This window comes from Enterococcus sp. LX10, assembly GCF_023539285.1.
In the GTDB taxonomy this organism is placed as follows: domain Bacteria; phylum Bacillota; class Bacilli; order Lactobacillales; family Enterococcaceae; genus Enterococcus; species Enterococcus faecalis.
In genome coordinates this window covers 2,165,784-2,177,542 of record NZ_CP092784.1, presented here as the reverse complement: position 1 = coordinate 2,177,542, position 11,759 = coordinate 2,165,784, and the positions used below count along the sequence as shown (strand labels likewise).

Annotated in this window: 13 protein-coding genes; 8 read left to right on the top strand and 5 right to left on the bottom strand. The window is 37.0% G+C overall.

What is annotated here, in order from left to right; all coding sequences use genetic code 11:
- Positions 1–71: 71 nt before the first annotated feature.
- On the bottom strand, positions 72–1,031 hold the full coding sequence (locus MKZ30_RS10205) for a diacylglycerol/lipid kinase family protein (protein WP_002356498.1): 960 nt from the start codon (positions 1,029–1,031) through the stop codon (positions 72–74).
- Positions 1,032–1,293: 262 nt separating this feature from the next.
- Between MKZ30_RS10205 and MKZ30_RS10200 the strand changes: the two genes are divergently transcribed.
- Positions 1,294–1,800: a QueT transporter family protein gene (locus MKZ30_RS10200; RefSeq protein ID WP_002356499.1), complete on the top strand. Its 507-nt coding sequence runs from the start codon at positions 1,294–1,296 to the stop codon at positions 1,798–1,800.
- Between the two features lie 237 nt (positions 1,801–2,037).
- On the top strand, positions 2,038–3,243 hold the full coding sequence (locus tag MKZ30_RS10195; RefSeq protein WP_033600537.1) for an aminoacyltransferase: 1,206 nt from the start codon (positions 2,038–2,040) through the stop codon (positions 3,241–3,243).
- A gap of 55 nt (positions 3,244–3,298) precedes the next feature.
- Here the strand turns inward: MKZ30_RS10195 and MKZ30_RS10190 are convergent, their stop codons facing one another.
- The 4 genes from MKZ30_RS10190 to MKZ30_RS10175 are packed head-to-tail and all read right to left on the bottom strand — an operon-like array spanning position 3,299 to position 6,270.
- The gene (locus MKZ30_RS10190) at positions 3,299–3,934 is read right to left on the bottom strand and encodes an ECF transporter S component (RefSeq protein WP_002356501.1); all 636 of its coding nucleotides are present in this window, start codon (positions 3,932–3,934) and stop codon (positions 3,299–3,301) included.
- A 3-nt stretch (positions 3,935–3,937) separates the two neighbouring features.
- On the bottom strand, positions 3,938–4,492 hold the full coding sequence (gene coaC / locus MKZ30_RS10185; RefSeq protein WP_002359573.1) for a phosphopantothenoylcysteine decarboxylase: 555 nt from the start codon (positions 4,490–4,492) through the stop codon (positions 3,938–3,940).
- Positions 4,489–5,262 (bottom strand): phosphopantothenate--cysteine ligase, encoded by a 774-nt coding sequence (gene coaB, locus MKZ30_RS10180; protein WP_033600536.1) that lies wholly within the window; start codon positions 5,260–5,262, stop codon positions 4,489–4,491. Before coaB ends, coaC begins: the two co-directional genes overlap by 4 nt.
- Before the next feature lie 15 nt (positions 5,263–5,277).
- Positions 5,278–6,270, bottom strand: coding sequence for a YhdH/YhfP family quinone oxidoreductase (locus MKZ30_RS10175; protein WP_002382628.1), 993 nt, complete (start codon positions 6,268–6,270; stop codon positions 5,278–5,280).
- A 263-nt stretch (positions 6,271–6,533) separates the two neighbouring features.
- On the opposite strand from MKZ30_RS10175, the gene MKZ30_RS10170 reads away from it, so the two are divergent.
- From MKZ30_RS10170 to MKZ30_RS10145, 6 genes are all read left to right on the top strand, one after another.
- Positions 6,534–7,076, top strand: a complete 543-nt coding sequence (locus tag MKZ30_RS10170; protein WP_002356507.1) for a helix-turn-helix domain-containing protein — start codon at positions 6,534–6,536, stop codon at positions 7,074–7,076.
- A 25-nt stretch (positions 7,077–7,101) separates the two neighbouring features.
- Positions 7,102–8,187: an ABC transporter ATP-binding protein gene (locus MKZ30_RS10165; RefSeq protein ID WP_002356508.1), complete on the top strand. Its 1,086-nt coding sequence runs from the start codon at positions 7,102–7,104 to the stop codon at positions 8,185–8,187.
- 18 nt (positions 8,188–8,205) lie between these two features.
- Entirely contained in the window at positions 8,206–9,012 is an 807-nt protein-coding gene (locus MKZ30_RS10160; protein WP_002356510.1) for an ABC transporter permease, read from the top strand.
- Positions 9,012–9,848 carry an ABC transporter permease gene (locus tag MKZ30_RS10155; protein WP_002356512.1) on the top strand — a complete coding sequence of 279 codons (837 nt, stop codon included), beginning with the start codon at positions 9,012–9,014 and terminating at the stop codon, positions 9,846–9,848. The genes MKZ30_RS10160 and MKZ30_RS10155 overlap by 1 nt, the downstream gene beginning before the upstream one ends.
- The gene (locus MKZ30_RS10150; protein WP_002359578.1) at positions 9,845–10,918 is read left to right on the top strand and encodes an ABC transporter substrate-binding protein; all 1,074 of its coding nucleotides are present in this window, start codon (positions 9,845–9,847) and stop codon (positions 10,916–10,918) included. Before MKZ30_RS10155 ends, MKZ30_RS10150 begins: the two co-directional genes overlap by 4 nt.
- A gap of 149 nt (positions 10,919–11,067) precedes the next feature.
- Positions 11,068–11,751, top strand: a complete 684-nt coding sequence (locus tag MKZ30_RS10145; RefSeq protein WP_002382632.1) for a TVP38/TMEM64 family protein — start codon at positions 11,068–11,070, stop codon at positions 11,749–11,751.
- The last annotated feature ends 8 nt before the right edge of the window (positions 11,752–11,759 follow it).

The window sequence follows — 11,759 nt, the reverse complement described above, 5'->3', positions numbered from 1 at the left end:
ATTTTTAAGCCTGGGACAAAAATCCAAAGTGATTTTTGTCCCAGGCTCTTTTTCAACCTTAAGGGACTCAGTTAAAACCAAAACAAACGTTTTTGTGTGGTATAAACCATATCAATACTTCGTTTGCCTAAAATCTCGCCATCTGCGTGAATGGTTTGTGGAATCGTCGAAACAATTCGAATTTTACTTGATTGAAAATGATGAAAATGCTTAGATTTCCCTTGTTTTTGACGAAGCAATAGGAAAATAAGCCACAAAATTTTAAAAATATTGATTCGTTCCACGACAACTAAGTCCACGACTGCTTTGCGAGGATTGGCCGTCGGCATAATTGATACGCCCCCGCCAAAATAAGGATGATTTGTGACCGTACATAGGAAAGCACGATTAAATGTGTATTGTTTACCATTCATTTCAACTAAAATTGGAAAGCCTTTTTGTTTAAAAAAGACATGAATGATTGAAGAAATATAGGAAAGCGAGCCAAGCTTAAATTTATTTAAGGCTTTTTTTGATGACGATTCGTTGGTTTTTTCCACGATTGCCGCATCTAATCCTAAGCCAACATTATTGGTGGCTAAGCCGATTTCTTCTTGGTTGGCTTCTACATAATGAATCGTTTGAATTTCTTTTGGTCGTCTGGTGCGCAGGATTTGATGCAATGCTTTATCAATATTTCTTGATAATCCCACCCCTCGTGCAAAATCATTTCCAGAGCCGCATGGAATATAGCTTAAAGGAATAGCTGAATCATATGGAAGTAATGAATTAATGACATTATGTAGTGTGCCATCGCCGCCTAGCACGACTAGGATTGGAAAAGTTGAAACGTCTAAGTCTTCAGACCAAGGAAGTAAAGTTGTTTCTGCAAGTTCCTTCGTCAATTCTTTTTCATGTCCAGCGTAATCAGTGTAAAGAGCCGTATATTTAAGTTCTTGTTGCTTGAGTTGTTGAATCACTTTTCTAGCGACTTTTCGGCCATTGCCGCTACTTGCTTGCTCGTTGATAATAAGATAGTAGTGAATGTTCATTGAGCTCCTCCTTTGAATCGCTATTGTCCATTATACCAGAGGGAGGAACTTCTGCGAATAAAGATTGCTTAAAAAAGTAAAAAATGACTAGAAAAAGGCACGAAACAATGCATGAGAGGTGAAAACTGCAAATAAGTGCAAAGTAAAACAGGGCTTTCATTGACTATTTTGACTTTCCATATTAGAATGTGAACTGTTGCAATTGTAACCAAGGTTCATCAACCATCCCTTGTAAAAAAACTCGGAGAAAGAAGGAAAAAGTATGCAAAATTCGTTTCAAGCCAATCGAAAGCTAAGAACAGTCTTAGCCAATGGTATCATTATGGGCTTATATATTGTCCTCTCTTTATTGGTTCGGCCAGTTTCTTCTGGTATGATTCAATTTAGAATTTCAGAAAGTTTGAATCACCTAGTCGTTTTCAATCGCAAATTGATGTGGGGTGTTTTAGGCGGCGTTATCTTTTTTAACTTATTTTTTGGTTTCGGTGTAATGGATGCTCTGTTTGGTGGAGCGCAAACATTATTTGCGTTGAGCTTAACAGCTTTTTTACAAAAAAAGGTACCAAGTATTCCTGTTAGAATGTGTCTAAATAGTCTATTTTTCACTGTAAGTATGTTTTTTATTGCCTTTATGCTAGTACCAAGTGGCGGTCAAGCATTTTGGACAACTTATGGTTGGTTAGCATTAAGTGAAGCGATTATTATGACGATTTCAGCACCAATCATGTACTTTATCAACAAGTCATTAAAATTTGAAACACGTATTTAATTGAAAAGATGTGGATAGAAATGATTCATCCTTTGAATGGCAGTGAAGAAAAGTGTCGTTGCTATTAGTGAACTAAGTGATAGAATGAACTGTTTCTACCTCGTCTTTTTTACATAAAGAATAAGATCTACATTTTTTCTAAAAATTTTCATGTAAAACTTTACTAGTCTGTTGGAATACACTATGATAGTGTAAGATAAACGGACTATTGGAAAGTCACAGCAGAGGAGTTTGAACATGTACACATTTAAAATCGGTATTCCGGCAGAAGTACACGATACATTTGTTAAAAATCACCCATTATGTAATTTACTACAGTCATCTTCATGGGCAAAAGTCAAGGATAACTGGGGTTCTGAAATTGTTGGGGTTTATGAAAAGGATACATTAGTTGCATCAAGTTTAGTTTTAATCAAACCATTACCAGCCGGTTTTACGATGTTATATACACCAAGAGGTCCAGTAATGGACTATACAAATGAACGTTTGGTCAACTACTTTATGGCTGAATTGAAAAAATTTGGCAAGAAAAAACGAGCTTTATTTATAAAAATGGATCCTGCGGTTCACTATCAAGATTTCCATTTGGGAGAAGAACATCAACCGCATGCTGAAGCGACATCTATTATTGAGACCTTGAAAAAAGCAGGGGCCAAATATCAAGGACTGACAATAGATATGGGGGCCACCATCCAGCCCCGCTTCCAAGCGAATATTTATCGTGAAGATTTTAGTGAGGAACAATTGTCAAAAAGTACCAAGAAAATGATTAAAACAGCTGAAAAAAAAGGGGTAGTTGTGCAGCAAGGGCATGTTGACTTTGTTGATGAATTTGAAAAAGTCATTCAATCAACCATGGAACGCCAACATATTTCTTTGCGGAATAGTGATTACTTTAAGAAGCTGTTGAACATTTACCCAGAAGACTCCTTTATTATGCTGGCGCAAGTCAATTTAAAGGAACGCTTAGATAGCACGCAACAACGCTATGACAAAAATCAAAAAGACTTGAGTAATTTGAAAGAAAATCAAGTGAAAAAGCGCCATAATTTAGAAGAATTAGATGCTTCCTTGACTCGGGAACTAAAAGAATTAGAAGAAAATATCGCAGAAGCTGGTGAAATCGTCACGGTTGCTGGCGCCTTGGCTGTGACATTTGGTCCAACAAGTGAAATCCTTTATGCTGGCTTAGATGATCGTTATAAACGCTACATGCCAACATATGTGACTTGGCGAGATGCCATTGAAGAATGTTTTAACCGTGGCTGCGAAAGCTGTAATATGGGCGGCTTAGAAGGTAGTTTAAATGATGGCTTAATTAAGTTTAAAGCAAACTTCAACCCAACGATTAATGAATTTATTGGGGAATTCGATTTACCAGTTAATAAATTATTATTTAAAGCCAGTGAATATGCCTATAAATTACGAAAACAAAAAAAATAAATAAAAACCACAGGGGCTAAAAATCAAACTTGATTTTTAGCCCCTGTGGTTTTTTCTATAATTTTTGCGTTGCATTCCGTTTCATTAAGCGAAGCAAAACGCTAGCAATTGCTGAAGCAGCTACACCAGCAACAAGAGCTTCTGGCACACCAGAACTGAAAATCGTTGCAATAATGGCTAAGTAAACAGCAGTTCCAGCTTTACCAATAATTTCAGCATAAGCTGAATTAAAAAGAAAATAAATCATGTTCATGACTAAAATGGTATTCGTTGCTGAGCCTAAAACACCAGCCACAAATAAGGAGACAGGTTGCGCTTTTTCCTTCGTTAATTTATTTAGCCATTTGTAAGCGAAATAAGGAACGACTCCAATTAAAATCCGCGGAATGAGCACAATTAAAAGAGCCTTCCAACTACCATGATCGGTACCAATCACAGGAATAAATGGAGAAAAAACAAACGACAAAGGTGTTGGTGCTGTCGTATTTTTAATTAAGCTAATGATCCCAAACGTGCCGCCCAACATACTACCGATTTTTGGCCCTAAAACAATGGAACCAATAATTACAGGAATATGCATCGTGGTCGAATTTAAAGGACCTAATGTGATAAATCCTAGCGGGGTTAAAGCCAGTAAAAGTAAGATAGCTAAGAACATTGCTGTTAACGTAAATTTTTTCGTGTTATTCATAAATTACTCCTTGTTATCAGATGCTAAAATTTTCATCACTGTTTGAAGGATATCTTCAACAGTGGCAAGTGCGCCACGACCATAATCGCCACAAGCTAATAGAGCTTCACGTGGGATTATTTCTTGATAGCCGACTTCTTTTAAAATGCCAATATTTCGTTGGACAATGGGGTTTTGGTACATATACGTATTCATCGCGGGCGCAATAATTTTTGGTGTTTCAGGATAAAGTGCCAAAGCAACTGTTGATAATAAGTCGTCGGCAATCCCATGGGCTAATTTCCCAATTGTATTGGCCGAAGCAGGTGCTACTAAAAATAGATCCGCTTTTTTAGCTAACTCAATGTGATTAATTTTACTGGGATCAATTTCCATCATGACATCCGTATGCACTGGATTCTTAGAAAGTGATTGTAACGTCAGCGGAGTGATGAACGCTGTGCTGCTTTTAGTCATTAAAATTTCCACATTGTAGCCAAGCTTAGCTAGTTGACTTGTAATATCTGCTGCTTTATATGCAGAAATGCTGCCAGAGACGCCTAATAAAATAGTTTTCATTGTTGTTCTCTCCATTTCTTTTCAACATTTTTAACGATCATTGAACCAATCCCTTGTTTTGAACAAGCTTCTTGGACAATGCCCGTTTCGTTAATTAATAATCCTTCGTGTTCTGTTTCATGAACATTCATCAAGTCATTGGCTAAGACAAAGTCACACCGATTTTTAATCAAAGCGGCTTGTGCAACTTGGACAAGTTCTTCTTGTGAAACGTCGACAAGTAATTTAAAGCCCACTAAAACAGTTTGGGGTTGTTTGTCACGAATCATTTGGATGACTTTAGGATTTTTCTTTAGAAAAATTAATAATCGGTCCGTATCAGATGAAATTTTTGTTGCTGTTTGAGGAATATCAGCAATCTGATTCAATGTGTTTTGAACGATAGTTGCCAAGGCTTCTTTGGTCTTTGGCAATGTTTGTTCGCTTAATTGTTGCGCAAAAGAATCAATAAATTGTTCTTCCGTTTGCGCGGTTTCCGTCGTAAAATCACTGACTGCCATTGCGTGAACAATCGCATCAAATTGCTTTTCAGCAAAGAGTTGTTCTAACGTAGTGGCTAATTCAACCGTTGTTTCTATTTCTTTAATTGATAAGTCCAATTGTTGGGTTGGACGTAATGCATGTTTGGTTGTTACGTAGGTTACGGTGTGTCCAGCAGCTAAAAAACTTTCAGCAATTGTTTTTCCTAGTCCGCCAGAAGAATGATTGGTAATCGAACGAACATTATCAATCGGTTCTGACGTTCCGCCAGCAGTAACTAAAACATCCATAATCAAAACGCCTCCTTAAGAAATTCGGACAATGGTCCGTCCAATATGTTGGCCTGCTTGTAATGCTTCAAAAACAGGGGGAAGTTCTTCTAAAGTAATCTCTTGATACACAGCTTTTTCAGTGATGTCTAAATCAGTGGCCAGACGTTGCCAAACTATTTTTCGTTTGTCCATACCAACATTAACCGAATCAATGCCCAATAAATGAACGCCCCGTAAAATAAAGGGTAAAACGGTTGTCTCTAATGTAATTCCAGCAGCGCGGCCACAAATGGCTGAACGGCCATCATAACGAAGTTGTGGTAAAACAGCAGAAGTAATTTCCCCACCAGTGGTATCAATTGCAAAAGCAAAACGCTGTTTCATCAATGCTTTAACAGGAGTTGCTAAGAAATCTTCTACTAATAAGCATTCGCTAACACCTAACTCTTTTAAAAGCTCAAAAGAATCTGGCTTTCTAGTTAATGCAGTGATTGAAGTGTAGCCTAATTGATGCAACATCGCAATAGACAATGTCGCAACACCGCCTGTCGCACCAGTTACAATAATGGGGGCTTCTTTGTCGTCGCGTAAGCCATCGTCTTCTAAAGCTGTGACAGATAATCCTGCCGTAAAGCCAGCAGTTCCGAAGATCATTGCTTCTTTGAGACTCATTTTTTCAGGAAGTGGAACTACCCAATCGCCAGGAACACGCACATATTCAGAATAACCACCAGTATGAGTAACCCCTAATTGATAGCCTGTTACGATCACTTTATCGCCTTCTTTGAAACGAGGATCTTCCGATGTGACAACGGTGCCACTGACATCAATTCCTGGAATCATTGGATAATTGCGAATCACACCGCCGTCTTTTTTTGAAGCTAAAGAGTCTTTAAAGTTAACTGAGGAGTAGGCTGCTTTGATTACTACAGTGCCTTCTGATAAATCGTCTAAAGTAATGGTTTCTAGTTGACCAATAACAGATGTATCTTGTTCTCTTAACGTAAATGCTTGAAATGAATTCATATAAAAACTCTCCTTCCAATTATGTAAAAAAGCAACTCGTCTTATTTTATCATATTCTGATTTTTTCGTATCATTTTTCTTCTTATAAACAGTAAGTTATACAGAAAAGAAAGATTGTGTGACAATTAGACTAGAAAAATAAAGAAAAATGGTTGAAATTTTTCAAAAAGTTCGTATACTAAAAAAGGTAAAACTAAACTGTAAGTTTAGTATTACAAAACTTTTGTTGAAAAGATTAGCTGAAAATAGAAACGAGGTGTGCCATGGAAATTGGTGAGAAGTTGAGAAATTTACGCATTCAGAAAAATTTGACACAAGAAGAATTAGGCGAAAGAACGGATTTATCCAAAGGCTATATTTCCCAATTGGAGCGGGATTTAAGCTCACCATCAATGGAAACATTTTTCTCAATTTTAGAAGTACTAGGCGTGACGCCAGAGCAGTTTTTTAGTCAGCAACCGCTTGAACAGAAAATTGTCTACAATGAAGAAGAAAGTACCCTCTATTATGATGAAGAACATGGATATGAACTAAAATGGTTAATTCCAGCCTCAAATGAAAAAGAAATGGAACCTGTCATTATTACTTTTGATAAAAATGGCGAATACAAAACGTTTGAACCTTCTCTATCGGAAACATTTATTTATGTGATTGATGGCTCCATTCGTTTGACATTAGGGGAAGCCACGTATATTGCTAAAAAAGGTCAAACCATGTATTACCAAGCAACAGAACCTCACCAAATTAGCAACAATGGTCGAGGAAAAAGTCGTGCGTTAATTGTGGCGACAGAATCGTATTTATAAAGGACGAAATGGAGGAGTTTATCCAGTGAGAAACCATGTGATTTCATTTGAAAATGTTGTCAAACAATTTGACGATGAACCAGTATTAAAAAATGTCAGCTTTGAAATTGAAGAAGGAAAATTTTATACCTTATTAGGACCTTCAGGATGTGGCAAAACCACGATTTTGCGTATTATTGCGGGATTCAATGACGTGACTTCTGGTGATGTTTATTTTGATGGTAAAAGAATAAATGATGTACCTGCCAATAAACGCCAAGTCAATACCGTGTTTCAGGATTATGCTTTGTTTCCTCACATGAATGTTTTTGATAATGTTGCATTTGGTTTAAAAATCAAAAAACTATCCAAAGCAGAAATTGAAAAAAAAGTGAAAGAGGCATTACGTTTGGTTCAATTACCGGGCTACGAAACACGTGAAATTAGTGAAATGTCTGGGGGCCAACGTCAGCGGGTCGCAATTGCACGAGCGATTGTCAATGAGCCAAAAGTATTGCTTTTAGATGAGCCGTTATCCGCTTTAGATTTGAAATTACGCACAGCGATGCAATATGAACTACGTGATTTACAACAACGTTTAGGAATTACTTTTATTTTTGTGACCCATGATCAAGAAGAAGCATTAGCGATGAGTGATGAAATTTTTGTCATGAATAAAGGTCATATCGTGCAAAGTGGCACACCAGTCGATATTTATGATGAACCGATTAATCACTTTGTTGCTGACTTTGTAGGGGAAAGTAATATTGTGGATGGCGTGATGCTGGAAGATAATTTAGTTTCATTTGTGGGCAAAAAGTTTGAATGTGTCGATGGCGGCATGCGGAAAAATGAACCTGTAGAAGTCGTTTTACGTCCAGAAGACTTAACGATTACCACGCTTGAAAAAGGCAAGCTAACTGTAACGGTGGACACGCAGTTATTCCGCGGCGTTCATTATGAAATTATTTGTTTTGATGAACAAGGAAACGAATGGATGGTGCATTCCACTCGAAAAGCCAAAGAAGGTGCTCAAGTAGGTCTCTCTTTTGAGCCAGAAGATATTCACGTGATGCGCTTCAATGAATCAGAAGAAGACTTTGATGCCCGTTTAGAAAGTTACGACGAGTAAACGAAAGGGGAAAATAAAATGAAAACAATGCGTCGAATTTATTCGATTCCCTATGTAATGTGGTTACTTTTATTCGTCATTGCGCCAGTGCTAATGATTATTTATCAATCATTTTTCGATATGAATGGCCAGTTTACTTTGGCGAATTACCAAACGTATTTTACATCAGGAACGTACTTAAGTATGACCATTAATTCGGTTTGGTATGCTTTTCTGATTACCATTTTTACGTTATTGGTAAGTTATCCTACGGCTTATTTTTTGACAAAGCTCAAGCATAAACAGTTGTGGTTAATGCTCGTTATTTTACCAACATGGGTGAATTTATTATTAAAAGCTTATGCCTTTATTGGGATTTTCAGTATTCATGGGAGTATCAATCAGTTTATGAGTTTTATGGGTTTGGGCACGCACCAGATTCTGTTTACAGATTTTAGTTTTTTATTTGTCGCAACGTATATAGAAATTCCATTTATGATTATGCCGATTTTTAATGCCTTAGAAGAGATGAATCCTTCATTGATTAGTGCTAGTCGGGACTTAGGAGCTAGCAGTGCGGAAACGTTCCGCCGTGTCATTTTTCCTCTCTCCCTAAACGGTGTGAAAAGTGGCGTTCAAGCTGTCTTTATTCCTTCGCTCTCGCTCTTTATGTTAACGCGTTTAATTGGCGGCAATCGGGTGATTACGTTGGGAACGGCGATTGAGGAACACTTCTTAGTAACGCAAAACTGGGGCATGGGTTCAACAATTGGTGTGATTTTAATTGTTGCCATGTTTATTGTGATGTTGCTGACGGGTGAGAAGAAGAAAGGGCGTGGCAAATAATGCAAAAGAAAAAGTTTAAATGGTCTTATGTGTATTTATTCGTTGTCTTTGCGCTACTGTACGCGCCAATCTTTTATTTGATTTTTTATTCGTTTAACGACACGCAAACGATGAATCAGTTTACTGGTTTTACGTTAGATAATTATCGGAACGTTTTTGAAGACACACGTTTGTTAACCATTGTTCTGAATACGTTTTTGTTAGCTTTCTTATCGGCTTTAATAGCAACCATCATTGGAACATTTGGTGCGATGGGGATTTATTATACAAAACGTCGTAAAAACCGGAACACATTGCTTAGCTTTAATAACATTTTACTCGTTTCACCAGATGTTATTATTGGAGCCAGTTTCTTAATTTTCTTCACGGCAGTAGGGTTTATCAGTTTAGGTTTTACAAGTGTGTTATTGTCGCATATTGCCTTTAGTATTCCGATTGTTGTTTTAATGGTTTTACCAAAACTACAAGAGATGAACGATTCTATGGTAGATGCGGCACGGGATTTAGGGGCCAATAATGTTCAAGTGATTAAAAATATTATTTTGCCTTTTTTAGCGCCAGGAATTATTGCTGGCTACTTTATGGCCTTTACTTATTCGTTGGACGATTTTGCCGTAACATTCTTTGTGACAGGCAATGGTTTTTCAACATTATCTGTTGAAATTTATTCACGAGCACGTCAGGGAATTAGTTTAGAAATCAATGCCTTAAGTGCGTTAGTGTTCCTATTTTCAATGATTCTAGTGGTCGGTTATTACTTTATCAGTAAAGACAATACACCAAAACGTTTAAAGAAAATGCGTCGGGAACAAAGTGAGGTGGCCAAGTTAAAATGAAAAAATTACAGTCACTTTTTATTGGAATTATCGCTATTATTGTCATCTTGTTTTTTGGCGTGCGCCAATTGGAGAAAGCAAGTGGCATGGCAGGAGCAGATACCTTAACCATTTACAATTGGGGAGACTATATAGATCCGGCCTTGATTAAGAAATTTGAAAAAGAAACAGGCTATAAAGTCAATTACGAAACCTTTGATTCTAATGAAGCCATGTATACAAAAATTCAGCAAGGTGGTACAGCCTATGATATTGCCATTCCTTCTGAATATATGATTCAAAAAATGATGAAAGCGAAGATGCTTTTACCACTTGATCACAGCAAATTAAAAGGCTTAGAAAACATTGATGCACGCTTTTTAGATCAATCCTTTGATCCCAAAAATAAGTTTTCCGTTCCGTACTTCTGGGGCACGTTGGGGATTATTTATAATGATAAATTTATTGACGGTCGTCAGATCCAACATTGGGATGATTTATGGCGCCCGGAATTAAAAAATAATGTCATGCTGATTGATGGCGCTCGCGAAGTGTTAGGATTATCTTTGAACAGTTTAGGCTATTCGTTAAACAGTAAAAACGACCAACAATTACGTCAGGCTACCGATAAGTTAAACCGATTAACGAACAATGTCAAAGCAATTGTTGCCGATGAAATCAAAATGTACATGGCTAATGAAGAAAGTGCAGTTGCTGTAACTTTCTCTGGTGAAGCTGCTGAAATGCTAGAAAACAATGAACATCTACATTATGTGATTCCCAGTGAAGGCTCTAATCTCTGGTTTGATAACATTGTGATGCCTAAGACAGCCAAAAATAAAGATGGTGCCTATGCATTTATGAACTTTATGTTACGACCAGAAAATGCAGCACAAAACGCAGAATATATTGGTTATTCCACACCAAATAAAGAAGCTAAAAAACTATTACCAAAAGAAGTTGCCGAAGATAAACAATTTTATCCAGATGATGAAACCATCAAACATTTAGAAGTTTACCAAGACTTAGGTCAAGAATACTTAGGAATTTATAATGATCTGTTCTTGGAGTTTAAGATGTATCGGAAATAAAAAAGTACCTTTGTAACTTTCGAATCGACCCTAAAAGTTAGATTAAAAAATCTAACTTTTAGGGTCGGCTTTTATTCATACAAGCTTCTAATTGAGGCACAAAGAATCCTGTGCTACACTTTGTGTAAAGCATAAAAGGAGTAAATAAAATGAAGAGGAAAACAATCCGAATACTACTAATCAGTAGCGGTCTTATTTTAATCCTGCTGGTTGGTTACCGTTTGTATCTAGAATATCAAACAGATATTCAATTATTTTTGAATCCTAAAGCCAGTAAGACACAATTATTAGAGCGAATTCGTTCACATGGTTTTTCAGCAGCGCTGTGGTTAGTTTTTTTGACAGTAATTATGTGTGCAGTACCAGGGATTCCGACCTCGGTAATCGGTGTGATTGCAGGATTGAGTTTTGGTCCATTTAGTGGCACACTCATTAACGTTTTAGGGAATAGTTTGGGAAATTTAGTTGCAATCTTTTTGATGCATCATATAAAATTTTTAGATAAAAAAACGGAGACCAATCATTGGGTCCAGTCCATTCGACGGATGAAGCATCCAAAAATTGGGATTATGGTGGGCTACATGATTCCAATTATTCCTTCTTCTGTGATTAATTTTGCTGCGGATACTATGCAGTTGTCATTAAAAAATTTAATAGCCGCGATAGTCGTTGGTGTGATTCCTTCCTCAATACTTTACGCATGTGGAGGCGAAGCGCTCTTTCATGGATATAATAAAACGGCAGTATTGTTAATTGTGAGTGTTCTTTTGTTCGTTGGCTTGGTGGTCATTATTGAGAAAGATAGAAAAAGATTTCAAAAAACTGTTCTTTAAGAACAGTT

Bases quoted from the DNA above. Each gene is read 5' to 3' on its own strand.
- coaB (WP_033600536.1), bottom strand. From the start codon at position 5,262: ATGGATGTTTTAGTTACTGCTGGCGGAACGTCAGAACCGATTGATAAT.
- coaC (WP_002359573.1), bottom strand. From the start codon at position 4,492: ATGAAAACTATTTTATTAGGCGTCTCTGGCAGCATTTCTGCATATAAA.
- MKZ30_RS10170 (WP_002356507.1), top strand. From the start codon at position 6,534: ATGGAAATTGGTGAGAAGTTGAGAAATTTACGCATTCAGAAAAATTTG.
- MKZ30_RS10195 (WP_033600537.1), top strand. From the start codon at position 2,038: ATGTACACATTTAAAATCGGTATTCCGGCAGAAGTACACGATACATTT.
- MKZ30_RS10205 (WP_002356498.1), bottom strand. From the start codon at position 1,031: ATGAACATTCACTACTATCTTATTATCAACGAGCAAGCAAGTAGCGGC.
- MKZ30_RS10190 (WP_002356501.1), bottom strand. From the start codon at position 3,934: ATGAATAACACGAAAAAATTTACGTTAACAGCAATGTTCTTAGCTATC.
- MKZ30_RS10155 (WP_002356512.1), top strand. From the start codon at position 9,012: ATGCAAAAGAAAAAGTTTAAATGGTCTTATGTGTATTTATTCGTTGTC.
- MKZ30_RS10150 (WP_002359578.1), top strand. From the start codon at position 9,845: ATGAAAAAATTACAGTCACTTTTTATTGGAATTATCGCTATTATTGTC.
- MKZ30_RS10200 (WP_002356499.1), top strand. From the start codon at position 1,294: ATGCAAAATTCGTTTCAAGCCAATCGAAAGCTAAGAACAGTCTTAGCC.
- MKZ30_RS10160 (WP_002356510.1), top strand. From the start codon at position 8,206: ATGAAAACAATGCGTCGAATTTATTCGATTCCCTATGTAATGTGGTTA.
- MKZ30_RS10175 (WP_002382628.1), bottom strand. From the start codon at position 6,270: ATGAATTCATTTCAAGCATTTACGTTAAGAGAACAAGATACATCTGTT.
- MKZ30_RS10145 (WP_002382632.1), top strand. From the start codon at position 11,068: ATGAAGAGGAAAACAATCCGAATACTACTAATCAGTAGCGGTCTTATT.